Source organism: Dokdonella sp. (assembly GCF_044227025.1).
GTDB lineage: Bacteria > Pseudomonadota > Gammaproteobacteria > Xanthomonadales > Rhodanobacteraceae > Dokdonella_A.
On the sequence record NZ_JBGAFX010000002.1, the window covers coordinates 331,373 to 355,505 of the forward strand.

At 66.7% G+C, this 24,133-nt stretch carries 22 protein-coding genes; 17 read left to right on the forward strand and 5 right to left on the reverse strand.

What is annotated here, in order from left to right; genetic code table 11:
- Nucleotides 1–48: 48 nt before the first annotated feature.
- Nucleotides 49–951 (forward strand): hypothetical protein, encoded by a 903-nt coding sequence (locus ACILRJ_RS05770; protein WP_395681290.1) that lies wholly within the window; start codon nucleotides 49–51, stop codon nucleotides 949–951.
- Nucleotides 952–1,070: 119 nt separating this feature from the next.
- Here the strand turns inward: ACILRJ_RS05770 and ACILRJ_RS05775 are convergent, their stop codons facing one another.
- The 3 genes from ACILRJ_RS05775 to ACILRJ_RS05785 all read right to left on the reverse strand — a co-directional run bounded on the left by ACILRJ_RS05775 (nucleotide 1,071) and on the right by ACILRJ_RS05785 (nucleotide 5,492).
- A complete protein-coding gene (locus ACILRJ_RS05775; RefSeq protein WP_395681292.1) occupies nucleotides 1,071–2,267 on the reverse strand; it encodes an acetyl-CoA C-acyltransferase in 1,197 nt (398 codons plus the stop codon).
- A gap of 142 nt (nucleotides 2,268–2,409) precedes the next feature.
- Complete coding sequence (locus ACILRJ_RS05780) at nucleotides 2,410–4,785, reverse strand: 3-hydroxyacyl-CoA dehydrogenase/enoyl-CoA hydratase family protein (RefSeq protein ID WP_395681294.1); 2,376 nt, start codon at nucleotides 4,783–4,785, stop codon at nucleotides 2,410–2,412.
- Nucleotides 4,786–4,844: 59 nt separating this feature from the next.
- Nucleotides 4,845–5,492, reverse strand: a complete 648-nt coding sequence (locus tag ACILRJ_RS05785; protein ID WP_395681296.1) for a TetR/AcrR family transcriptional regulator — start codon at nucleotides 5,490–5,492, stop codon at nucleotides 4,845–4,847.
- Nucleotides 5,493–5,688: 196 nt separating this feature from the next.
- On the opposite strand from ACILRJ_RS05785, the gene ndk reads away from it, so the two are divergent.
- The 10 genes from ndk to moeB all read left to right on the forward strand — a co-directional run bounded on the left by ndk (nucleotide 5,689) and on the right by moeB (nucleotide 15,646).
- Nucleotides 5,689–6,114 carry a nucleoside-diphosphate kinase gene (gene ndk / locus ACILRJ_RS05790; RefSeq protein ID WP_395681298.1) on the forward strand — a complete coding sequence of 142 codons (426 nt, stop codon included), beginning with the start codon at nucleotides 5,689–5,691 and terminating at the stop codon, nucleotides 6,112–6,114.
- A 10-nt stretch (nucleotides 6,115–6,124) separates the two neighbouring features.
- A complete protein-coding gene (gene rlmN, locus ACILRJ_RS05795) occupies nucleotides 6,125–7,237 on the forward strand; it encodes a 23S rRNA (adenine(2503)-C(2))-methyltransferase RlmN (protein ID WP_395681300.1) in 1,113 nt (370 codons plus the stop codon).
- On the forward strand, nucleotides 7,227–8,000 hold the full coding sequence (gene pilW / locus ACILRJ_RS05800; RefSeq protein WP_395681302.1) for a type IV pilus biogenesis/stability protein PilW: 774 nt from the start codon (nucleotides 7,227–7,229) through the stop codon (nucleotides 7,998–8,000). Before rlmN ends, pilW begins: the two co-directional genes overlap by 11 nt.
- 156 nt (nucleotides 8,001–8,156) lie before the next feature.
- Nucleotides 8,157–9,134 (forward strand): helix-turn-helix domain-containing protein, encoded by a 978-nt coding sequence (locus tag ACILRJ_RS05805; protein ID WP_395681304.1) that lies wholly within the window; start codon nucleotides 8,157–8,159, stop codon nucleotides 9,132–9,134.
- Between the two features lie 132 nt (nucleotides 9,135–9,266).
- Nucleotides 9,267–9,962 (forward strand): YfgM family protein, encoded by a 696-nt coding sequence (locus tag ACILRJ_RS05810; RefSeq protein WP_395681306.1) that lies wholly within the window; start codon nucleotides 9,267–9,269, stop codon nucleotides 9,960–9,962.
- A complete protein-coding gene (gene bamB / locus ACILRJ_RS05815; RefSeq protein WP_395681308.1) occupies nucleotides 9,959–11,155 on the forward strand; it encodes an outer membrane protein assembly factor BamB in 1,197 nt (398 codons plus the stop codon). Before ACILRJ_RS05810 ends, bamB begins: the two co-directional genes overlap by 4 nt.
- Before the next feature lie 86 nt (nucleotides 11,156–11,241).
- Complete coding sequence (gene der / locus ACILRJ_RS05820) at nucleotides 11,242–12,642, forward strand: ribosome biogenesis GTPase Der (RefSeq protein ID WP_395681310.1); 1,401 nt, start codon at nucleotides 11,242–11,244, stop codon at nucleotides 12,640–12,642.
- A gap of 38 nt (nucleotides 12,643–12,680) precedes the next feature.
- Nucleotides 12,681–13,268 (forward strand): molybdenum cofactor guanylyltransferase MobA, encoded by a 588-nt coding sequence (gene mobA, locus ACILRJ_RS05825; RefSeq protein ID WP_395681312.1) that lies wholly within the window; start codon nucleotides 12,681–12,683, stop codon nucleotides 13,266–13,268.
- Entirely contained in the window at nucleotides 13,240–14,502 is a 1,263-nt protein-coding gene (gene glp / locus ACILRJ_RS05830; protein WP_395681314.1) for a gephyrin-like molybdotransferase Glp, read from the forward strand. The genes mobA and glp overlap by 29 nt, the downstream gene beginning before the upstream one ends.
- Nucleotides 14,503–14,515: 13 nt before the next feature.
- Complete coding sequence (gene moeB, locus ACILRJ_RS05835; protein WP_395681316.1) at nucleotides 14,516–15,646, forward strand: molybdopterin-synthase adenylyltransferase MoeB; 1,131 nt, start codon at nucleotides 14,516–14,518, stop codon at nucleotides 15,644–15,646.
- A 21-nt stretch (nucleotides 15,647–15,667) separates the two neighbouring features.
- Here the strand turns inward: moeB and ACILRJ_RS05840 are convergent, their stop codons facing one another.
- Nucleotides 15,668–15,964, reverse strand: coding sequence for a DUF1244 domain-containing protein (locus ACILRJ_RS05840; RefSeq protein WP_395681318.1), 297 nt, complete (start codon nucleotides 15,962–15,964; stop codon nucleotides 15,668–15,670).
- A gap of 78 nt (nucleotides 15,965–16,042) precedes the next feature.
- On the opposite strand from ACILRJ_RS05840, the gene folD reads away from it, so the two are divergent.
- From folD to ACILRJ_RS05865, 5 genes are read left to right on the forward strand one after another with little or no spacing between them, the layout of a single operon-like run.
- The gene (gene folD, locus ACILRJ_RS05845; RefSeq protein WP_395681320.1) at nucleotides 16,043–16,897 is read left to right on the forward strand and encodes a bifunctional methylenetetrahydrofolate dehydrogenase/methenyltetrahydrofolate cyclohydrolase FolD; all 855 of its coding nucleotides are present in this window, start codon (nucleotides 16,043–16,045) and stop codon (nucleotides 16,895–16,897) included.
- A gap of 31 nt (nucleotides 16,898–16,928) precedes the next feature.
- Complete coding sequence (locus ACILRJ_RS05850) at nucleotides 16,929–17,783, forward strand: TRAP transporter TatT component family protein (protein ID WP_395681322.1); 855 nt, start codon at nucleotides 16,929–16,931, stop codon at nucleotides 17,781–17,783.
- Nucleotides 17,784–17,841: 58 nt separating this feature from the next.
- On the forward strand, nucleotides 17,842–18,843 hold the full coding sequence (gene dctP / locus ACILRJ_RS05855; RefSeq protein ID WP_395681324.1) for a TRAP transporter substrate-binding protein DctP: 1,002 nt from the start codon (nucleotides 17,842–17,844) through the stop codon (nucleotides 18,841–18,843).
- Entirely contained in the window at nucleotides 18,840–19,343 is a 504-nt protein-coding gene (locus ACILRJ_RS05860) for a TRAP transporter small permease (protein WP_395681326.1), read from the forward strand. The genes dctP and ACILRJ_RS05860 overlap by 4 nt, the downstream gene beginning before the upstream one ends.
- Nucleotides 19,340–20,620 (forward strand): TRAP transporter large permease, encoded by a 1,281-nt coding sequence (locus ACILRJ_RS05865; protein WP_395681328.1) that lies wholly within the window; start codon nucleotides 19,340–19,342, stop codon nucleotides 20,618–20,620. Before ACILRJ_RS05860 ends, ACILRJ_RS05865 begins: the two co-directional genes overlap by 4 nt.
- Before the next feature lie 16 nt (nucleotides 20,621–20,636).
- Here the strand turns inward: ACILRJ_RS05865 and ACILRJ_RS05870 are convergent, their stop codons facing one another.
- Nucleotides 20,637–23,390, reverse strand: a complete 2,754-nt coding sequence (locus tag ACILRJ_RS05870; protein ID WP_395681330.1) for a protein kinase domain-containing protein — start codon at nucleotides 23,388–23,390, stop codon at nucleotides 20,637–20,639.
- A 149-nt stretch (nucleotides 23,391–23,539) separates the two neighbouring features.
- Between ACILRJ_RS05870 and ACILRJ_RS05875 the strand changes: the two genes are divergently transcribed.
- Entirely contained in the window at nucleotides 23,540–24,112 is a 573-nt protein-coding gene (locus ACILRJ_RS05875) for an ECF-type sigma factor (protein ID WP_395681332.1), read from the forward strand.
- Nucleotides 24,113–24,133: the final 21 nt, after the last annotated feature.

Consider the following 24,133-nt stretch of genomic DNA (forward strand, 5'->3'; position numbering starts at 1 on the left):
TCGCCGCGCTGGTATGCTTCGGGAATGAATCGAATCCTGATTGTTGTGATGCTCGTGCTGACGCTCGCGGCTTGCCAGACCATCGGGCGCCTGGGGCCGCACACCGCGCCGTTCCCGGCGAACCCCGTGCTCAGCGGGGAATACGACAACCATGAGCAAGTGTGGGGCGGGCGCGAGAACGCGACGCCGATCGTGGCGCCTCACCTCGTCGTCTCGATCGAGGAGCTGCCGGCAGGCGACTGGTCGATCTGGCATGTGCGGCTCGACGCGACCACGCCGCTGGAGGCGACCTGGGCGCTGCATCGCAGCGTGGCCGCCGATGGCTCTGTCATCATGCTGCCGCATCGCGCGTCGGTTGCGAATCCGGCGCTGGGGAAGGCCTTCGACGCGAAAGAGTGGGTGCCGCTCGATGCCTGCGCGTTGCACGGCAGCGTCGACGCGAACGGCCTCAGTCTTTCCGCGAATGGCGAGGCCTGCGCGGTGCTCGCGCCGGGCATCGGTGCGCAGGCTGCGTTGCTGCCGCTGACGATCGATCGCACGGGCGAATGGCTGCATCTGCGGTTGTACGTCGACCAGGCGCGTGGCGCGGATGCGCGCGAGGACTTGCGCCGGCTTCAGGTGTTCGGTGGCTGGGCCGCGGTGAACGGAGCAGGGCCGGACGCGGCCGCCGACAGCAACGACTGGCACATGGACCGCAAGGTCCGCCTTGGCAGCGAGGGTGGACGTTATACACTCGCATTCCGCGACGGCAATCCGTCGGGTTATTCCCTGTTGCTTGAACGACTCACCTACCGCGAAGGCAACGTGCCGGTGCTCAAGCTTTCCATCGTCGACGATCGCAGCGGCCGCACGCTCGCGTACGCGTGGGCGAATCCGGAAGCGACACGCATCGGACTCAGCCTCGGCTGGGTGCAGGTCGGTCTCGATCGCGCGGCAGTTCCTGCGGGGTAGTCCGGAAGCTTCCGGAAACTCACACGCCGGGCCGCGCGCGTCGGCCACTCCCTGCCTGGGCCCTGCTGGGTAAAGGCGAAACGTGCGACCTGACGAATACGTTCGGCCGCACTCGCAACTCAGAGCGCCTCGAAGATGCCGGCGGCGCCCATGCCGGTGCCGATGCACATCGTGACCATGCCGTATTTCTGCTTGCGCCGACGCAGGCCATGCAGCAGGGTCGCGGCACGCACCGCGCCGGTCGCTCCGAGCGGGTGACCGAGGGCGATCGCGCCGCCAAGCGGATTCACCTTCGTCGGATCGAGGCCGACGTCGCGGATCACCGCGAGTGCCTGCGCCGCGAACGCCTCGTTGAGTTCGATCCAGTCGAGCTGTTCCTTCCTGAGTCCTGCCTGCGCCAGCGCCTTCGGGATCGCGGCGATCGGTCCGATGCCCATGACCTCGGGCTTCACACCGGCCACCGAGAAGCCGACGAAACGCGCGATCGGCGTGAGGTTGTAGTCCTTGATCGCCTTCCCGCTGGCGAGCAGCAGCGCGCCGGCGCCATCCGACATCTGCGAGGAGTTGCCGGCGGTCACGCTTCCGCCCATGCGGAATACGGGCTTGAGCTTCGCCAGACCTTCGAGACTGGTGTCCTTGCGCGGGCCCTCGTCCGTTGCGATCACGCGCGCGTCGGTGCGGATCGCGTGTGCGGCGAGGTCGGGGTAGTGGTCATCCAGCGCAAACGGCGCGATCTCGTCGGCGAACTCGCCCGCTGCGATTGCGGCGAGCGCTTTCTGATGCGAGGCGAGCGCGAACGCGTCCTGATCCTCGCGACTGACCTTCCACTGCTCGGCGACCTTCTCGGCGGTCATGCCCATGCCGTAAGCGATGGCGACGTTGTCGTCGCTGAATGCGGCCGGGTTCATCGCGATCTTGTGCCCCATCATCGGCACCATGCTCATGCTCTCGGTGCCACCGGCGAGCATGAGGTCGGCCTCGCCGAGGCGAATGCGGTCGGCAGCCATCGCGATCGCCTGCAAGCCGGACGAACAGAAGCGGTTGATCGTGACACCAGGCACGGTGTCGGGCAGGCCGGCGAGCAGCACACCGATGCGCGCAACGTTCATGCCTTGCTCGGCCTCCGGCATCGCACAACCGATGATGGCGTCCCCGATCAGGGCAGGGTCGATGCCGGGCGCCTTGGCGATCGCGGCACGCAGGACGTGCGCGACCAGGTCATCGGGGCGGGTATTGCGGAACACGCCGCGCGGCGCCTTGCCGACGGGCGTGCGCACGGCGGAGACGATGTAGGCGTCCTGGATTTCGCGGGTCATGGTGATTCTCCTGTGCGCCGGCACAGTCTCCGGCGCGATTGGGAATTTTCGTCGCTCCGGCGAACGCCGGGGCCCAGTGCCTCGAAGACGCTGGATCCCGGCGTTCGCCGCGACGACGGAGTCGTTGGGTTTGTGCGCGTGCTCAATTCCGCAGTGGCTTGCCCGTGGTCAGCGTGTGCGCGATGCGCTCCTGCGTCTTCGGCATCTGCGCGAGTTCGAAGAAGTGACGGCGCTCGAGGTCGAGCAGCCATTGTTCGTCGACCTGCGAGCCGCGTTCGATCGCGCCGCCGCAGAGCACGTCGCCGATGCGCGTCGCGATCACGTTGTCGTGTTCGGAGATGAAGCGCCCTTCGAGCATGTTGACCAGTGCCATCTTGAGCGTCGCGAGGCCGACATCGCCGGCAATCGTCACGCTGTTGGCGGGCAGGGCAGGACGGTATCCGGTTTCGGCCATCGCTGCCGCGACCTGCTTGGCCACATGCAGCAATTCGAACGCGTTGAAGACAACCACATCATCGGGACGCAACACGCCGAGCTGCTTCGCTTCGAGCGCACTCCCGGAAAGCTTCGCCTGCGCGACCGCCTCGAACATGCGCTTGATCTCCGGGAACACGTCGCCGTCACCGGCTCGTTGCGAAGCTCGTACCGCGATTTCCTTCAGGCCGCCGCCCGCGGGCAGCAGTCCGACACCGGCTTCGACCAGCCCGACGTAGCTCTCGAGGGCGGCGACCGTGCGTGCGCAGTGCATCTGGAACTCGCAGCCGCCGCCGAGCGCGAGGCCCCGCACGGCCGCGACGACAGGCACCAGCGCGTATTTGATCCGCATGCTGGTCTTCTGGAAATTCGCGATCATCGCCTCGAGCCGCGCGATCTCGCCAGCCTGCACGAAGCCGAGCATGCCCTTGAGATCGGCGCCGGCGGAGAACGCATCGCCGCTCTGCCAGATCACCAGCGCCTTGAGGTTCTTCTCGGCGTAGTCGATAGCCTGCTGGATTCCGTCGAGAACGGCGTCGTTGACCGTGTTCATCTTGGTCTTGAACGAAACGATGCCGACGCCGTCATTGCCGAGCTGCCACAGGCGCACGCCGTCGTTTTCCCACAGCGTCTTGCCCGTGTCGAACTTCTCGCCGAGCAGTGCGTCCGGGAACAGCTGGCGCGCGTAGACCGGGTGCGTCGAGCGCGGTTCGTACTTGCCCGTACGTGGCGCATACGAGCCTTCGGCGTGATGAACGCCGTCGACCTTGCCGACCCAATCGGGCAGCGGCGCCTTGCTCATCGCCTTGCCGGACGCGATGTCCTCGGCGATCCATTTCGCGACGTCGGCCCAGCCGGCGGACTGCCAGGTCTCGAACGGACCGAGCCTCCACCCGTAGCCCCAGCGGATTGCGAAATCGACATCGCGCGCGGTGTTGGCGATGTCGGCGAGGTGATACGCCGTGTAGTGGAACAGGTCGCGGAACACGGCCCAGAGGAACTGTGCCTGCGGGTCGGCGGATGCGCGCAGCTTGCCGAATTTTTCGGCGGGATTCTTGATCGCGAGGATTGCAGCGACTTCGTCGGATGGTTTCGCACTGGCCGGAACGTAGTCCTGCCGGGCGAGATCGAGCACCACGATGTCCTTGCCGCGCTTGGTGAAGATGCCAGTGCCGGTTTTCTGGCCGAGCGCACCCTTGGCGATCAGCGCGGACAGCCATTCCGGCGACTGGAAGTACGCGTGCCAGGGATCGTTAGGCAGCGTGTCCGCCATCGTCTTGATCACGTGCGCCATCGTGTCGAGGCCGACCACGTCCGCGGTGCGGTAGGTGGCGCTCTTCGGCCGGCCGATGGCGGGACCGGTCAACGCATCGACGAGATCGAAGCCGAGGCCGGACTGCGCGGTGTGGTGCATCGTGGCGAGGATCGAGAACACGCCGATGCGGTTGCCGATGAAGTTAGGCGTGTCCTTGGCATGCACCACCCCCTTGCCGAGCGTCGTGGTCAGGAAGGCCTCGAGTCCGGCCAGCACGCCGCGGTCGGTCTGGCGGTCCGGGATCAGCTCGACCAGATGCATGTAGCGAGGCGGGTTGAAGAAGTGGATGCCGCTGAAGCGCGGGCGCAGGCCGGGTGGCAGTCCTTCGGCAAGCGCATTGATCGACAAGCCCGACGTATTGCTCGCAACAACAGAAGAATCAGATAGATATGGCGTAATCCTCTTGTAGAGGTCGAGCTTCCAGTCGAGCCGTTCCGCGATCGCTTCAATGATCAGGTCGCAGCCACGCAGCACCTCGAGATGCTCGTCGTAGTTCGCTGGCGTGATTCCGACGACCTTCGATTTCTCCGCGAGCGGCGCAGGCGACAGCTTGGCGAGGTTCGCAATCGCCTTGGCGGCGATGCCGTTCTTGTCGCCATCCTTCGCCGGCAGGTCGAACAGCAGGGTCTCGACGTCGGCATTCGCGAGATGGGCGGCGATCTGCGCGCCCATCACGCCAGCGCCGAGCACGGCCGCCTTGCGGATGCGAAGGGGAGTAGGGGAGGTCATCGGGTAGGCTCCAGGCGGGAATTCTGTTGGGTCGGGCAAGGGTTGCAGGACTTCGCGCCTCAGCTTCCAGCCCGCAGGCCGGCGGCCGCAAAGCGGATCAGGTGCGCGGCGGCAAGCTCGCGGTGGCTGCGTTCGGTGACATCGCCCTTTCGCTTGATCATGCCGAAATCGGCCATCGCATACGTAAGTGCACCTGCCACGATGTCGAGCCGCCAGTACAGCTCTTCCTTGTCCAGATGCGGCAGCAAGCGAGCGAAAGCGGTAGCGAATTCGCGCAGGACATGGCCGTAATTGTCGGACAGGAACTTGCGCAGGCGTTCGTCGTGTTCGGCATAGGCGCGGGCCAGGACGCGCACGAATGCAGTGCCCCCGGCCGCGTCCATCGATTGCTCGAGCGCCGGACGGATGAAGGCGTCGAGTACATCCTCGAGCGCTGGTTCGCCGGCCTGCACGACCGCCAGCGAGGCGAGGCGTTGCCGGTTGAGCTCGTCGAGACGGCGGCGGAATACCTCCTCGATCAGGCTTTCCTTCGAACCGAAGTGGTAGTTCACCGCAGCGAGGTTTACTTTTGCGGCCGCCGTGACCTGGCGCAGCGATGCACCGGCAAAACCGTGGCGGGCGAACAGCGTCTCGGCCACGCCGAGGATGCGTTCCCTGGTCGAAAAGCTGGGTGATGCGATGCGCACGGCGGGCGGTTCATCGGTCAAACGATCGTTTGAATGTTAGGATACACCGCTCGATCGGTCAAACCGGATTGTCGCGGCAGTGTCCAACTCGCCCGCAATTAGCTAGAATCCTGCGCGATAATGTGAGCTAAGCCCGCGGATTGGCGCGGGTTTGGCGTTATAAAACGGTCCATCCGGACCGTTCCCCTGAACAACTCATCCACGGAGATACCGGCTCATGGCGCTGGAGCGCACCCTTTCCATCATCAAACCCGACGCGGTCGCGAAGAACGTCATCGGCGAAATCTACACGCGCTTCGAGAAGGCCGGTCTCAGGATCATTGCCGCGAAGATGAAGCATCTGTCGCGCAAGGAAGCAGAAGGCTTCTACGCCGTGCATCGCGAGCGTCCGTTCTTCAATGCGCTGGTCGAGTTCATGATCTCCGGCCCGGTGATGATCCAGGCGCTCGAGGGCGAAGGCGCGGTGCTGAAGAACCGCGACCTCATGGGTGCGACGAATCCGAAGGACGCGGCCCCGGGCACGATCCGCGCGGACTTCGCAAGCTCCATCGACGCCAATGCCGTGCACGGTTCCGACGCGCCGGAAACCGCAAAGGTGGAAATCGCCTACTTCTTCGCAGACACTGAAGTCTGCGCACGCTGAGGAACCTGCGTTGACGACGGTGAAAGCCAACCTGCTCGACTACGACCGCAAGGGGCTGCGCGACCTGTTCGCGCAGCTCGGCGAGAAGCCGTATCGTGCCGACCAGGTCATGAAGTGGGTCTATCACCGCCACGTCACCGACTTCGCGCAGATGACCGACGTCGGCAAGGCGCTGCGCGACAAGCTCAGCGACGCGATCGAGATCACGCCACCGAACACGCTGCTCGAGAAGCAGGCGAGCGACGGCACATACAAGTGGCTGCTCGGCATGGACGGCCGCAACGCGATCGAGGCAGTGTTCATCCCGGAGACCTCGCGCGGCACGCTGTGCGTGTCCTCGCAGATCGGTTGCGGACTCAACTGCCAGTTCTGTTCGACCGGCACCCAGGGCTTCAACCGCAACCTTTCCGCGGCCGAGATCATCGGCCAGGTATGGGTCGCGGCGAAGCATCTCGGCAACGTGCCGCACCACCAGCGCAAGCTCACCAATGTCGTCATGATGGGCATGGGCGAACCGCTGCTGAATTTCGACAACGTCGTCACCGCGATGAGCGTGATGCGCGACGACCTAGGTTTCGGTCTTGCCAACAAGCGCGTGACGCTGTCGACCGCCGGCCTGGTGCCGATGATCGACAAGTTGTCGGAGTCGAGTGACGTGTCGCTCGCGGTCTCGCTGCATGCACCGAACAACGAACTGCGCACGGAACTCGTGCCGCTCAACAAGAAGTATCCGATCGATGAACTACTCGCCGCCTGCGCGCGCTACGCCGCGCGCCGACCGCGCACGACGATCACGTTCGAGTACACGATGCTGAAAGGCGTCAACGACCAGCCCGAACATGCGCGCCAGCTGATCAAGCTCATGCGCCGCCTGCCGGCGAAGGTCAACCTGATCCCGTTCAACCCGTTCCACGGCACGCGCTTCGAGCGTTCCGACGAGGACGTCATCCGCGCTTTCCAGAAGATCCTTCTCGATGCCGACGTACTGACGATGGTTCGCCGCACGCGCGGCGACGACATCGACGCTGCCTGCGGCCAGCTCAAGGGGCAGGTGATGGATCGGACGCGTCGCCAGGCGGAATTCCGCCGCAAACTCGAAGGGAGCGTGGCCGATGCGGCGTGAATGGGCTTCGACGGTGTTGCTGTCGATCGCGCTGGGCGCGCTCGCCGGTTGCCAGAGCGGGCCGGCTCATACGGTCAGGAAGGAAGACGCCGCGACGCAGCGGGACGATGCCGCGCGCGTGCACACCGAGCTCGGCCAGAAGTATCTGCAACAGGGCAAGCTGGAAGTCGCGCTCGAAAAGCTCAACAAGGCGCTCGAGTTCAATCCCGACTATGTCGACGCCCACACCGTGATCGCGGTGCTCTACGAGAGCATCAACGACCTGCCGAAGGCCGAGGAACACTACCGGCGCGCGGCACAGCTGAAGCCGAAGGGTGGCGCCGAGAGCAACAACTACGGCCGGTTCCTTTGCAACCAGGGCCGCTACGCCGAAGGCGGGGAGTATTTCAAGCGCGCATTGGCCGATCCGTTCTACCAGACGCCGGCGCTGGCGATGGCGAACTACGGCACCTGCCTGCTCAAGGACGGCAAGCGCGAGGAGGCGGAAAAACTGCTGCGCCAGGCGCTGACACTGAATGAGAACGACTCGGAAGCGCTGCTTTCGCTCGGCGCCGTGCTGTATGACAAGGGTGAATACTTCAAGGCGCGTGCGTTCGTGCAACGCTTCGAGTCGCTGTCGCATCCGCGCGCGGATGCGCTGATGCTCGGCCGCAACATCGAACTGCGCCTGGGCAATGCCAGCGGGGCGAGCGAGTACTCGCGCAAGCTGCTGCGTGCATTTCCCGAATCGGCGGAGGCGCGTTCGCTGAATGGGCAGGGTTGAGCGGTGAACGGCAGCGAGGAAAAGCCGATGTCGCCACCGGTTGTGGTGGTCGACGCGGACATGGGTGAACTTCCGCGCGGGACGCGTGGAATCGACGATACGGGCGACGAGCCGGGCGGCCAGATGGCGCTGCCCCTGCCCAGAGGAAGCCGAACGATGAGAGCCGAAGAGGCCAGCCAATTGAATCACCCGGCAACGACCGTCGACGACGATCGCTCGCTGGACCTGCGTGAGCGCGTGGACGTGGAGCTGGGACAACACCTCGCCGCCGCGCGCGAGCTGCACGGCTGGACACGCGCCGAAGTCGCCTCGCGCCTCCGGTTGCCGGTCAAGCTGATCGAGCGCCTGGAATGCGACGACTACACCGGCATGAGTGACGGCGTATTCCTGCGCGGCTATCTTGCGAGCTATGCGCGCCTCGTGGGCGTGCCGGTAGAGCAGGCCACGCGCGTTGCGCAGACGCATGCGCGCGCCGTGCCGCTCGTCGCGACTGGAACGATCTCGCGAACCCGCTACTTGTTCGAGAGGTATTCGGTCAGCGCGACCTACCTTGCGTTGACCGCGATCATCGTGGTGCCGGCGGTTTGGCTGGCAACGCACGGTGGCCTCGAGCAGAACCTGGTCCGCACGACCCCGCTGGATCCGCCCGCGCATGTCGCGTCGTCGCCGACCACGACCAACCTCGACGTGCCGGAACAGCCGATCGCAGTCGAGACCCAGGCGCGTGACGTTCCTGCCACGGCCGCGCCGCCATCGCCCCCCGAACAGGCGCCGATCATCGCGTCGATGGCACCGTTTCCGAGCGCGCCGGCCAGCGCGCCGGAACCGGTGCCCGCTGCACCCGCGGCGGGCGAGGGCGAGCATCGGGTCAAACTGAAGCTGGCGCAGCAAAGCTGGGTCGAAATCATCGCGGCCGATGGCCGCAAGCTCGAATACAGCACGCTTCCGGCAGGCAGCGAACGCGTCTACCTCAGCGACAGCGCGGTGACGGTCCGCATCGGCAATGTGCAGGGTGCGGAACTGGACGTCGACGGCACCGCCTTCGACCTTACGGCGTACCAACGCGGCAATGTCGCGCATTTCAAGCTTCTCGCCGACGGCAGCATCGCCCGCCCGAGTCGCGTCGAACAGTAAGCGGGCGCTGAACCAGCCGCCGCCCGGTCCGCGCGCAGGTCGCGGCCGGGTGGTTTCCTGCTAACCTTGCAAGCCTTTGGACCGGCCGCAGTGCGGTCGGCTTCCCGTATTGATGTCCTTTCGGGTGAATGCATGTCTTTCGACGTTCTTGACGAACACGAGCAAGGGGAACTGGTCCAGAAATGGCTGCGCGAGAACGCGATGGCCATCGCAACCGGAATCGCCCTCGGCCTGGTGCTGATTTTCGGTTGGCAGCAATGGAAGGTGCACCGCGCGGGTCAAGGCGCTGCGGCGGCTGCGCAATACCAGGCACTGACCGACGCGGTCGAGGCGAAGAAGCCCGACGAGGCATTGAAGGTCGCTGACAGCCTGCGCAAGGAATTCCCCTCCTCGACCTACGCGGTGCTGGCTGCCCTGCAGCAGGCCGATATCGCGATCGGCAAGAACGATCTCGCCACGGCGGCGTCCGCACTCGACTGGGCCCGCCAGAACGCCGGGCTGGACAGCCTGAAGGCGCTGCTCGACCTGCGCAGCGCGCGCGTGAAGCTGGCGCAGGGCGATGCCGATGCCGCGCTCAAGCTCATTGATGCATTGCCGAAGGGCGACTACGCCGCACTCGCCGGCGAATTGCGCGGCGACGCGCTGCTCAAGCTCGGTCGGACCGACGAGGCACGCACGGCTTATCAGGAAGCACTTTCGCAGGTTTCCGATGCAGCAGCCCAGGGCCGTGGCGTGCTGCAGATGAAGCTGGACGATCTGGGTGGCCCGGCTGCGGCCGCCAGCGTCGCCGTGCCCCCGGCGCCGAGCGCGGAGAAGCCGGCATCATGAAGCATTCCGCATTGCTGCTCGCCGCGCTGGCGGTATCGCTGACCGGTTGCAACTGGATCAAGAGTCTCGGCAAGAAGGACAACGTCGAGCCCCCGACGCCGCTTACCGAACTGGTGCCGACAGCACAGGTCGAGAAGGCATGGAGCGAGGGCGTGGGTTCGGGCGCCCGTGCGAGCGGTGCGCGCCTCGCGCCGATCGTTGCAGACGGCCGCCTGTATTCCGCGGCGATCGATGGCACGCTCGAAGCGATGGACGCGGCCACCGGTCGCACGCTCTGGCAGAAGCACATCGGCGAGCGCCACGGCATGTTGTGGTCGCGCACCGACAACACGGTCCGCTGGTCAGGTGGTCCAGCCGTCGAAGGCGATCTGCTCGTCGTGGGCGGACTGGATGGCCAGGTTTACGCACTTTCGACGCAGGATGGCAGCGAGCGCTGGAATGTCCAGCTGAGCTCGGAAGTCATCGCTGCACCGGCGATATCCGGCGGCACCATAGTCGTGCGCACCAATGACGGTCGCCTCGTCGGCCTCAGCGCCGCCGACGGTAGCCGCAAGTGGATCTTCGACCAGGCGGTGCCTGCGCTGAGTCTGCGCGGCAACTCCGCGCCGTTGATCGTCAACGGCGTGGTCTACGACGGACACGACAATGGGCGCGTCATCGCCATCCGTGTCGACGACGGCAACGAACTGTGGCTGCAAACCTTGTCAGGCGGCGAAGGCCGCAGCGAAGTCGAGCGCCTCGCCGACGTCGACGGCAATATCGTCTCCGACGGCCAGGCGATCTTCGCGGGCGGCTATCGCGGCCAGTTCATGGCGCTTGCGCTCGACAGCGGTCGTCCGCTCTGGCAGCGCGACCTGTCCAGCTATGCCGGTGCGGCGGTCGGTGGAAACAAGGTGGTGGTGGCCGATGCCGACGGCAACGTCTGGGCATTCGATCGCGAGACCGGCGTGAACCTGTGGAAGCAGGACCAGCTCAAGTACCGTTGGCTGAGCGCGCCGGTTATCCAGGGCAATTACGTCGTCGTCGGTGACAGCGAAGGGTTCGTGCATTGGCTCGGTCTCGACGACGGCAAGTTCGCCGCGCGCGAACGCCTCGGCAAGCAACCGATCGAAGGTGCGCCACTCGTCGGCGGCGACCTCGTCTATGTCGAGGATGTGAAGGGACACATCGGCGCCTATCGCGTCCGGCAGTGATTCCCGCGCGGCGGCGACGTCGCAGGTAGTTTTGATGCCCCCGCGCGGATTGACCGACGCGGGGGTTCGTTTCTCTGGAGCGCGCGATGCTTCCCGTTGTAGCCCTGGTCGGGCGCCCGAATGTCGGCAAGTCGACCCTGTTCAATGTGCTGACACGCAGCAGGGACGCGCTCGTGCACGATCTTCCGGGCGTCACGCGCGATCGCCATTACGGCGTGTGCCGCAGCGCGACCCTGCCGTTCGTAGTGGTCGACACCGGCGGATTCATCGAGAACGCCGAAGGGCTCGACAGCCAGACTGCACGCCAGGCCGAGTTCGCAATCGACGAGGCGGACGTGGTGCTGCTGACGGTCGACGCACGGGATGGCCTGCTGCCGACCGACCGCGCGATCCTCGATCGCCTGCGTCGCGCCGGCAAGCCGATGCTGCTGGTCGTCAACAAGGTCGACGGCCTCGACGAGCACACCGTGCTGGCCGAGTTCTCGGCACTCGGCATCGCCGACGTGTTCCCGACCTCGGCCGCGCATTCGCGCGGTCTCACTCCTCTGCTCGCCACGGTGCAGTCGTTGCTGCCCGCCGTGGAGACCGACCCGCTCGCCGAGAGCGAAGACGACGGCATCCGCGTCGCGATCGTCGGTCGCCCGAACGCTGGCAAGTCGACCCTCGTCAATCGCCTGCTCGGCGAGGAGCGCGTGATCGCCTCCGACGTGCCGGGCACGACGCGTGATTCGATCCGCATCGCGCTCGAGCGCGACGGCAAGCGCTACACGCTGATCGACACCGCCGGCATCCGCCGGCGTGCGCGCGTCGAGGATGCGCTGGAGAAGTTCAGCGTGATCAAGTCGCTGCAATCGGTCGAAGCGGCGCATGTGACGGTGTTGATGCTGGATGCGCGTGAGGGTGTCTCGGAACAGGATGCAACGCTGATCGGCCACGTGCTCGAATCCGGCCGCGCGCTCGTCGTCGCGGTCAACAAGTGGGACGGACTCGACAAGTACCAGCGCGAGCAATGCACCACGTCGCTCGCGCGCAAGCTCGACTTCGCCGCGTGGGCCCGGCAGGTGTACATATCGGCCCTGCATGGCAGCGGAATCGCGGAATTGATGAAGGCGATCAACCGCGCATACGCCTCGGCGAACCACGTATTCACATCGTCCGAGCTGACCCGCGCGGTCGAGGCGGCCTACCAGGCGTACCAGCCGCCGCTGGTGCGCGGGCACACGCCGAAACTCAAGTACGCGCACCCCGGCGGCAGCAATCCGCCAACGATCATCATCCACGGCTCGCGCACGAAGCAGATCGCCGATGGCTATCGGCGTTACCTCGAGAACTTCTTCCGCAAGCGCTACCGCCTCGAAGGCACACCGATCCAGATCGTGTTCAAGGACGGCGAGAATCCGTACGCCGGCAAGCGCAACGAACTGACCGAAGGCCAGCAGCGCCGGCGCACGCGCATGATCCGCAACGCCAAGCGCGGCAAGCGCTAGGCGCCGGGATCGGAAACGCGCTGCGCCGGGCCATCGTCATGACGCTGCCGATCACTGCAGCAATCCTCGCCGGCGGCGCCGGTACGCGTCTCGGAGGCCGCGACAAGGGCCTCGAACCGCTCGGCGGCAAGCCGTTGGTCGAACACGTCATCGCCGCGTTGCGCGACGTCGATGCGCTGCTCATCGTTGCCAATCGCAACCACGACGCGTACGCGCGCCATGCGCGCACGATCTCCGATGCGACAGGCAAGCGGCACGGGCCGCTCGCCGGCATCGCCGTCGCGTGTGCCGCCTGTGGGACGCCGTGGCTGCTGACGGTGCCGGTCGATTGTCCGCAGCCGCCCGCCGATCTCGCCGCGCGCCTGCTCCAGGCGGCGCTCGCGGGCACCGCAGCAGCCGTCGTCGCGCACGACGGCGCGACGCGGCAGCCGCTGTTCGCGTTGTACCGGCGCGAGCTCGCCGATTCCGCCGAGCAGGGCGCCAGCATGGGGCAGGGGGTATGGGCGTGGCAGGATGCGATCGGCGCGCGCGAACTTGATTTCAGCGACCGCCGGCAGCAATTCCACAACCTCAACACGCCGGACGATTTCGCCAAACATGTCGCAACGTCCCGCACCGCAGGCTGAGTTCCCGACCCGGCTGTCCGTCGCGCAGGCGCGGGCGCACGTGCTCGCATTGTGCGCCGGGCGACGGCGCGCCACTGACGACGTCGCGCTCGAACACGCGCTCGGGCGGATCCTTGCCACCGACCTCTTCGCTCCGCACGACCAGCCGCCGTTCGCGAACTCCGCGATGGATGGCTACGCGCTGCGCGGAACGGAGCTTCCGGCCGCCGGCGAGCGCCGTTTTCGCGTCGCCGCGCAGATGCTCGCAGGCGCCATCGCGGATGTCCGCTTCGGCCCCGGCGAGTGCGTGCGCATCACCACGGGTGCGCCGCTGCCGCGCGATGCCGATACCGTCGTGATCAAGGAGAACGTACGCGTCGACGGCGATTTCGTCGTCGTCACCGCAGGCGAGCAGGCCGGTGCGAACGTGCGTCCGGCCGGCGAGGACATCCGTGCCGGCGAGTGCGCGCTGAGCGCCGGCGACGCCCTGACGCCCGCGCGCCTCGGCGTGCTCGCGGCCTGCGGTCACGCGTTTGCGCGCGTCGCGCGACGACCGCGAGTCGCCCTGTTCGTGACGGGCGACGAGCTCGTGCCGCCGGAGCAGGCGCTCGGCTATGGCCAGATCCACGACAGCAACCGCTACAGCCTCGGCGGCATGCTGCGCGCACTCGGCATCGAGCCGGAACCCGTGCAACACCTGCGCGACGATCCGGCAACGCTGCGCGCTGCGCTGCTCGATGCCGCGTCGCGCTGTGATCTCGTCATCAGCAGTGGCGGCGTATCGGCCGGCGAGGCCGACTACATGCCGCAGCTCGTCGCCGAGCTCGGTCGCGTCCATTTCTGGAAGGTGCGCATGAAACCGGGCATGCCGTTCCTGTGCGGCGGGATCGGCGACGCGCTCGTGTTCGCGCTGCCAGGCAACCCGGTGTCGACGCTTGCGACGTTCCAGCTGCTGGTGCGACCGGCATTGCTCGCGCTCCAGGGTGCGCGCGCGGCCGATGCTCCGCCATGGAAGGGACGGCTCGCCGCGCGCCACGTCAAGCGGCACGAGCGCGCGGAATTCCTGCGCGCGCGCGTCGAGTGGCGCGACGACGGTACCTGCTGGGCGACGCCTGTGGAGAAGCAGGGATCGGGCATGCTGCGCGGCGTCGCCGACGCCGAGGTGCTCGTCGCGTTGCCCGAAGGCGCATGCGAACTCGAAGCCGGTACCATCGTGGACATGCTTCCGTTGCCTGGCCTATGTGTCGGAGGCTGAGGGGTTCAATCGAATGCACGAATCCGTCGATTCACTGGAGATCGAACCGGGCATGGCGCTGGAGCATCAGCGTCGCGGCGCCCTGCTGCTCGACGTGCGCGAAGATCTCGAGCGCGCCGCCGGCTACGCGCGTGGGTCGATCGGTCTGCCGCGAGCCGCGATCGAGGCCCGCATCGCTTCGCTCGCGCCAGCGCTCGACCGCGAGATCCTCGCCATCTGCGCGAGCGGCGGACGTTCGCTGCTGGCCGCGAAAACCCTGCGCGAACTCGGCTACGCCCATGCGCGCTCCGTGCGCGGCGGCCATGCGCGCTGGCAACGCGAGGGATTGCCGATGGAGCAGGGCGAGCTCGACGTCGACGCGGCCGAGCGCTACGCGCGGCATCTGGTGCTGCCCGAAGTCGGGGTCGCCGGCCAGCGGAAGATTCTCCATGCGCGCGTCGTGCTGGTCGGGGCCGGCGGACTCGGCGCACCGATCGCGCTCTACCTCGCTGCGGCCGGCGTCGGTACGCTGACACTGATCGACGACGACGTCGTCGATCGCTCCAACCTGCAACGCCAGATCATCCACACCGATGCTCGCGTCGGCGTCCCGAAGGTGGAGTCGGCCCGCGCGATGTTGAACGCGCTCAACCCGGGCGTGCGCGTCGAGAGTGTGCGCGAGCGCCTGTGCGGCGCGAACGTCGAGGCACTGTTGCGCGGCCACGATGTCGTCGTCGATGGCGCCGACAATTTTCCTGCGCGCTACCTGCTGAGCGCCGCGAGCTTGCGCCTCGGCCTGCCGCTCGTGTACGGCGCTGTGCATCGCTTCAGCGGCCAGATCAGCGTGTTCGATCCGCGCCGCGCGGATTCGCCCTGTTATCGCTGCCTGTTCCCGCAACCGCCGTCGGCGGCGGAGGCACCCAATTGCAGCGAGGCCGGCGTACTTGGCGTGATGCCGGGCATCGTCGGCCTGCTGCAGGCGAACGAAGTGCTGAAGCTGATCCTCGGCATCGGCGAACCACTGGTTGGCCGCCTGCTGTGCCACGACGCGCTGGCCGGCACGTTCCGTGAACTTCGCCTGCCGCGCGACCCGGATTGCCCCGGCTGCGGCGCGAACGCACGCTTCGATGGTTACGAGGACATTGCGGCGCTTTGCGCGATGTAGAACATGCGCGCCCTGCGCGGCCTAGGAATGCTTGCGCTGCACCGCCGCGAGCGCCGCGAGCTGTTGCGCGGTCGCCTCCGGCTGATGCATTGCCTTCCACTGCGCGAACGGTTCGCCGTAGATGCGTTCGCGTGACTCGTCCTTGCCCATTTCGATTCCGCGCGCCTCGGCAGCTTCCCGATACCAGTCGGCAAGGCAATTGCGGCAGAAGCCGGCGCCGATCATCAAGTCGATGTTCTGTACGTCGGTACGGTTGCGCAGGTGTTCAAGCAGGCGGCGGAACGCCGCGGCTTCCAGTTCGGTATCGAGATCGGTCATGTCGGGGTCCGTGGGCGACGCGGGTTTGAGCAGCGCGATGCGGGCATGGGATAATGAACCCATTCTCCCGGGATCAAAATGACCGCGCGACTCCTCGACGGCCGCCGCATCGCCGATGAACTGCTCGACAGCGTCGCCGCGCGCGTCAGCGCGCGCATTGCCGGCGGTCAGCGCGTGCCCGGACTCGCGGTGATCCTGGTAGGCGCCGACCCCGCTTCGGCGGTTTACGTGCGAAACAAGCGTCGTGCGTGCAAGCACGTGGGGTTTCGCTCCTTCGACTTCGACCTGCCCGCGACGACCGGCGAACCCGAACTGGTCGCGCTGATCGACCGCCTGAACGCGGACCCGGACGTGCACGGCATCCTGCTGCAGTTGCCGTTGCCGGCGGGAATCGATCCGACCCGGCTGATCGATCGCATCGACGCGCGCAAGGACGTCGACGGCTTCCAGGCAGAGAACGTCGGCCGGCTGGCCCTGCGGCAACGCGGCCTGCGCCCGTGTACCCCGAAGGGCGTGATGATCCTGCTGTCGCACACCGACCGTCCGGTCCGCGGACGCAAGGCGGTAGTCGTCGGCGTATCCAACCATGTCGGCCGGCCGCTGATCCTCGAATTGCTGCTCGCTGGTTGCACTACCACCGGTTGCCACAAGTTCACCGCCGACCTCGAGCACGAAGTGGGCGAGGCAGACATCGTCGTCGTCGCCGCCGGCAAGCCGGGACTCGTCCGAGGCGACTGGATCAAGCCGGGCGCGGTCGTCATCGATGTCGGCATCAACCGGCTCGAAGACGGGTGCCTGGTCGGCGATGTCGAATTCGAACCCGCCGCGCAGCGAGCGTCGTGGATCACGCCGGTACCCGGTGGCGTCGGCCCGATGACGGTCGCGACGCTGATGGAAAACACGCTGGAAGCTGCGTCGACCTTTTTCGACTGAACGTGCGCGCTTGCCGCGCCGGGATACCGGGATGCCAAAGAAATCCGCTCTTGCCATCACCCTATGCCTCTGCCTGGCCGCACTTTGCGGTTGCGCCGGCATCGTCAACCGCGCGAGCCAGCGTCTTGCCGACAGCCTGACCGCCGGAGTGCTGGAACAGGACGACATCGAATTGGCACGCGACGGCATTCCTTCATGGCTGCTGCTCGTCGATGGTGTCATCAACGGCGATCCGGAGAATGCCGGCGCGCTGCTCGCCGGGTCGCGCCTCTACGGCGCCTATGCAGGCGGTTTTGTCGACGACCCGACGCGGGCGCAACGCCTGTCGGCGCGCAGTTTCGACTATGCGCGACGCGCGACCTGCCTTTCCATCAAGTCGTTGTGCGAGCGCATCGACGCGCCGTTCGAGTCGTTCCAGGCAGGCGTCGATGGCGCCGGTGATCCCAAGGTCCTCTACACGCTGGCATCGGCGTGGGCCGGCCGCATCCAGGCGAACAGCGCGGACTGGAAAGCGATCGCGGACATCCCGAAAGTGCAGTCGCTGCTGGAGCGCGTAGTCGCGCTTGCACCGGAGCATGCGCACGGCGAGCCATACATGTACCTCGGCGTGCTCGCGACACTGCGTCCCGCCTCGCTCGGCGGAAAGCCGGAACAAGGCAAGGCGGACTTCGAGAAGGCGCTTGCACTGTCCGGCGGCAAGAACCAGATGGTACGCGTGCTCTATGCCGAGCATTATGCGCGCCTCGTGTTCGACCAGCCCCTGCACGACAAGCTGCTTAACGAGGTGATCGCGGCCGATCCGCATTCCCCCGGACTGACCCTCATCAACGTGCTCGCGCAGCAACGCGCGCACAAACTGCTGGAATCGGGCAAGGAATTTTTCTAGCTCTGGGCGCCGAGGGCCCTCTGCTCTCGACCCTCAGCCCTTACATTGCGGAGTCCCCATGAACATCCTGACCAAGCTTCTCCCGGTAGCGCTCGGCCTGGCTGCGTGCACCGCCAGCGCCGCCACGATCAAGATCGCCACTGTCGCTCCCGACGGCACCGCGTGGATGAAGGAGATGCGTACTGCCGGCGATGCGATCAAGACGAAGACCGAAGGTCGCGTCGAGATGAAGTTCTATCCGGGCGGCGTCATGGGCGACGACGCGACCGTGCTGCGCAAGATGAAGATCGGCCAGTTGCAGGGCGGCGCGTTCACCGGCGGCGAAGCGTCGATCCTGACCAAGGATGCGCAGATCTACAGCCTGCCATTCATGTTTCGCAGCCAGGAAGAGATCGACAAGGTACGCGCCAAGCTCGATCCATTGCTGAAGCAGCAGTTCGCCAAGGACGGTTACGAACTGCTCGGTGTCAGCGGCGGCGGATTCGCCTATCTGATGAGCACGCGCGCGATCAAGTCGCGCGACGATCTCAAGGCCGCCAAGGTGTGGGTACCGCAGGGCGACAAGGTCGCCGAACTCGGCTTCAAGGCGGCCGGCGTCACGCCGATCCCGCTGCCGCTGTCGGATGTCTACACGAGCCTGCAGACGGGCCTGATCGATTCGGCCGCGAACACGACGTCGGGTGCGCTCGCGTTCCAGTGGCATACCAAGATCAAGCACATCGTCGACCTGCCGCTCAGCTACGTCGTGGGTGAAGTCGTGATCGACAAGAAGGCATTCGACGCGCTGGACGCGCAAGACCAGAAAGTCGTGGAAGCGGAATTCGGTGCCGGGTTTACCCGGCTCGAAGCGATCAACCGCAGCGACAACACGGCGGCACGCGAAGTGCTCAAGCAGCAGGGGATCACGTTCGACGCGCCGACCGACGCCGACAGCAAGACCTGGCAGGCCGTCGGCGACGACGTGTTCAAGCAGTTGTCGGGCGAGGGCGCGCTCACGCCGGAGATGCTCAAGGCGTTGACCGCGGCGCTCGCCGAAGCCCGTGGTGGCGCGGCCAAGTGAAGACGACGGCAACGACCATCGTGCGCTGGATCGGACGGGTCGAGACCGGCCTGATCGCCTTGCTCGTGCTCGCGATGGTCGTGCTTGCCGGTGCGCAGATCCTGCTGCGCAACCTGTTCGACAGCGGCTTGTCCTGGGCCGACCCGCTGCTGCGGGCGATGGTGCTGTGGGCGGCGATGCTCGGCGCGCTCGCCGCCGCACGCGACGACAAGCACATCGGTCTCGATCTCGTCACCCATTTCGTGCACGGCCGCGCGCGTCGCGTTCTGCGCGTGGTCACCCTGCTGTTTGCCGCCGGCGTTTCAGCCGCGATGGCCTGGTACGGCATCGGCCTGGTACAGCTCGATGTCGCCTCCGGCGCCGCGACCGCGGGCATCCCGAACTGGCTGGTCGAGTCGATCGTGCCGGTTGGCTTCGGCCTGCTCGCGTTGCGTCTCGCGCTGCACGCGTTCATGCCAGCGCGCAGCGACGCACCTGCACTGGCGCCGGAGTTGCCATGATCTGGCTTGTCGTCGCGGTACTGCTGTTGCTCGCCGCGCTCGGCGCGCCGTTGTTCGCGCTGATCGCCGCGGTCGCACTGATCGGCTTCCATGGTGCGGGGCAGGACGGCATCGCGGTCGCGGTCGAGTTCTATCGCCTCGCCGACATGCCGGCGCTGATCGCGATCCCGCTGTTCACGCTCGCCGGCTATGTGCTCGCCGAAAGCCAGGCGCCGCAACGCATGGTGCGCGTCACCAATGCGCTGCTCGGGTGGCTGCCGGGTGGCCTCGCGATCGTCGCGGTGATCGCCTGCGCAATGTTCACCGCATTCACCGGCGCGACCGGCGTGACCATCGTCGCGCTCGGCGCCGTGCTGTACCCGGCCCTGTTGCAGCAGAAGTACGGCGAGAAGTTCTCGCTCGGCCTGCTCACCGCATCCGGCAGCCTCGGCCTCATCCTCGTTCCATCGATGCCGCTGATCCTGTATGGCGTCGTCGCACAGCAATTCCACACCACGCCGCCGGTCACGATCGATGCACTGTTCCGCGCGGGCGTGCTGCCGTGCGCGCTGATGGTGCTGCTGCTCGGCATCTACAGCGTCTGGCACGCGCAGCGCGTCGGCGTGGTACGCGAAAAGGTCAGCGCGAAGGAACTGCGAGCCGCGCTGCTCGGCGCGGCATGGGACATCCCGCTGCCGTTCGTGATCCTCGGCGGCATCTATTCCGGCAAGCTCGCCGCGTCGGAAGCGGCTGCCGCCACTGCGCTGTACGTGCTGGTGGTGACCGTGCTGATACGCCGCGAGATCCCGTTGCGCAAGCTGCCGGCGATCGCGCGCGAAGCGATGCTGCTGGTCGGCGCGATCCTCGTCATCCTCGGTTTCTCGCTCGCGCTGACCAATTGGCTCATCGATGCGGAAGTGCCGGAGAAGCTGTTCGGCGCAATCCAGAACCACATCACCAGCCGCGGCACCTTCCTGCTCGTGCTGAATGCGTTCCTGCTTGTGTTCGGCATGCTGCTCGAGGGCTTCCCGGCGATCATCATCCTGGTGCCGCTGGTGCTGCCGGTCGCGCTGCACTACGGCGTCGATCCGGTGCACCTCGGCATCCTTTTCCTCGCCAATCTGCAGCTCGGCATCTTCCTGCCGCCGGTGGGCATGAACCTGTTCATCGCAAGCATGCGCTTCGACAAGCCGGTGCTGACCCTCGTGCGGGCGAGCGCGCCGTTCTTCCTGATCCTGCTTGCCGCGGTACTCGCGATCACCTACTGGCCGGAGCTGTCGCTGGTGCTCGCGCGCTAGGACTCCTCCCCGGACCTCAGCGCCGGTCCGGTACGTGGCGCGACCACGACGCGTCGATCGCGCGCGCGACCCGGAGGTGGTGCGCGGTGGGCGCCGCATGCCTCGCATCGAGGCGCTGCAACGTCGCAGTCACCATATCCGGTGACGCAGGCTGCCCGCAAAGCTCATGCAGGAAGCCGGCAAAGCGCGCATCGGGGTCAGCGGGTTTCGATCCAAACGCCTCGCTGATCGTTGCCGCCTCCGTGCATGCCGAAGTGGTCGCTGCCGCCGGCCCGCCTTCGACGAATGTGATCGCCAATGCGAGAGCCCGACCGCGCAGTATCACGCCTTCGGACGGTTCATGCATCGGCGCCAGCAACGCGGCCATGCGTGACTGGTCGTCATGCGCGCGCGCTGGGCGTCCCGCGACGAGGTTCAAGGTCGCACGCCAATACAGGCTGCGGGCGAGGTCGACGTCGAAACCGGCCTGCGCCGCGACGGCGATTGCTTCGTCGAGTCGCTCCATCGCCTCGTCGTCGCGCTCCCGCTTGATCTCCAATACGGCAAGGTTGCAGAGGGAGCTCGCGAGCTGAGGGTTCTTGCCGTTGACCGCATTGAGGCGATCGAGCATCACCGTGCGTTCCATCACCTCGATCGCCTCGGGCAAGCGGCCCGCGCTGTTCAAGGTGCGCGCAAGCGTATTGAGGGAATCGGTGATGACCGGATTGTCCTTGCCGTAAAGTTTCTCCGCTACGTCCACCGCCTCGCGCTGCATCGCGATCGCCTCATCGTGCCGCCCCTGGTCACCGAGCGCACTCGACAAGGTGCCGAGCGCGTCGAGCAGCAGCACGCGCTCCGCATCGTCGTCGCCGCGCAGCGAGGCAACGACCGGCACGAGGACCGCTTCTGCTTCGGCTGGGCGCCCGAGTCGATTGAATGCGAAGGCGAGATGCGAGGAGAGTTCCACGCGCAGGTAGCGATGTTCGGGTGATTCATCCAGCAAGGCGAGTCCTCGCCGCATGTCAGAGACGATTTCGTCGTACCTGTCGCGCAGCTGGAGGCCGTACGTGCGCAACGCGAGGCCGTACGCGATCAAGCCGGCCTGCGCCGGGTCGCTCGCGTCGAGCAGGCGCTCCGCGCGATCAAGCAGGGCCGGGCATTCCTCCGAACGATTTCCGAGGTCGAGCATGCGGCAACGCTGGGTCTGCGCCGTGGCTTGCTGGACCGCATCGCCGCGCGCGCTCGCGCTGCGTTCCGCCTCGTCGATCAGCGGGGCGGCGGGTTCGAGCTGACCGAGCCCGAGATAGGCCGACGCCATGGTCAGCATCAGCTCGATGCGGGCGGAGTCATGGCCTCGCATGGCATTGCGCATGTTGCGGGTGCCGGCATCGAGCAGATCGCGCGCGCTAATCCGGTCGCCCTTTTGTTTGGCTGGGTCGGCGTTGTCGAACAAGGTCCGCATGAACGCGAGTGCTTCGCGTGCGCTGTCGCGCTCCGAACGCGCGATGCGTGCCTGCCAGACGGCGGCGCCGAGACCGCCGACCAAGGCGGCCAGCGCAAGGATGGCGAAGCTCGCCGCGAACGCGTGCCGGCGCAGGAAGCGCTCGCTGCGATACCGCCAGTTGCCGCGCCGCGCCAGCACGGGCCGGCGTTCCAGGTGGCGCCGCACATCGGCAGCGAGGTCGGCGCAGCTGGCGTAACGCTGGGCCGGTTCCTTGCGCAATGCCTTCATCACGATCGCGTCGAGGTCGCCGCGCAGTTCGCGCCGCAGCCGAGACCGGTCGAGATCGCGGTTGGCGGCGATCGCTTCGCCTGCTTCAGTGCCGTCCTCCCGAGCAACCACGAGGCTGGGACGCGTCGGCTCCTGGTCCAGTACCGCGCGCTCGTACGCCGCGGGCGTCGAGTTTTCGAGCTGGTAGGGCCGCCGCCCGCACAGCAATTCGTAGAGGAGCAAGCCGAGCGCGTGGATATCGACCGACGTAGTGACTGCCTCGCCACGGACCTGTTCAGGCGCCGCGTATTCGGGCGTGAACACACGCGTCGCGGAATTCGTCGCCGAGGCATCCAGGAACTTGGCGATGCCGAAATCGAGCAGTTTGACTACGCCATCGCGGCCGACGAGGATGTTCGAGGGCTTCAAGTCGCGATGCACGATGAGGCGCTGGTGCGCGTGGCCAACCGCATCGCAGACGGTCAGGAACAGGCGCAGGCGCGCCTCGATCCCCAGGCGTGCGCGATCACACCAAGCCCGCAGGTCCTCGCCATCGATGTACTCCAGCGCGAGCCATGGCTTGCCGTCCGGCGTCACGCCGCCGTCGATGAGATGCGCAATGTTCGGGTGCTGCAGGCCGGCCAGGATCTGGCGTTCCGCGCGGAAGCGCGCGATGACGTCATCCGCGTCCCACCCGCTGCGGATCAACTTGACTGCCACGTGCTGCACGAACGCCCCGTCCGCCCGCTCCGCCAGCCACACCGCGCCCATGCCGCCACGACCGATCTGGCGCAGCAGGCGGAACGGCCCGATCAACGACCCGGGCTGCCCCTGCGCGGACTCGAGCGCGTCTTGAATCGCGATGTGCTCGGCCAGGCTGGCAGCAACGTGGGGTGCATGGCCGAGCAGACCCGTAGGTGCCGTCGCTGCGGCGTCCGCCCGCAGCATGGCGAGCACCTCGGCACGCACGTCGGCGTCGTCCGCGCAGGCTTCGGACAGGCGGCCTTCCCAGGTGGATTCCGGCTGATCTGCCAGTTCATCGAAGAGCCGCCGCGCCCGACCCCAGCGTTCCGCGTCCATCGCTTTGTCCCCTAGATCGGTGGCGCCGATTCTACGTTCGTCCTGCCGATCCGACGCGAACGCGAGGCCCGCGAGCGAGATCAAAGTACTGTCGATACATGCTGACGTGACGGCTGCGGCGGACTACCATGCCCGCAAGGAGCGCCGGCATGACCTCAGAAGATGCGGGACTGACCCGATCCATCATCGCCAGCGCGGCCGATTCGTCCGCCCGCGACGACGTGCTGCGCGCGGTCTACGACGACCTCATCCGCATCGCCCGAGCCGAGCTTGGCCGACATCGCCGCGGGGAAACGCTCAATACGCGCGTGCTGGTCAACGAGGCCTATCTCAAGTTGTTCGAAGGACGCGGTGGCGTGTTCGAGAACCGCGTGCACTTCTTCGCGACCGCCGCGCGCGCGATGCGGCAGGTGGTGATCGACTACGCGCGGGCGCGTCTGGCGGAACGGCGCGGTGGCGGCGCCGAACATGTTTCGCTCGACGTGCTCGAGGGCGCGCCACTGCCGGTCGACGAACAAGCGGAGCAACTGGTCGGGATGGATCGCGCAATGGAAAAGCTCGCCCAACTCGACCCGCGTCTCGTGCAGGTCGTCGAGTTGCGCTTCTTCGCCGGCCTCGAAGTCAAGCAGATTGCCGACCTGCTCGGCGTGTCCGAGCCGACGGTCAAGCGCGACACGCGCGCCGCGAAGGCGTTCCTGCAAAAGGAACTCCACGCCGCCTGAACCGAACGAGGCGATCGTGCA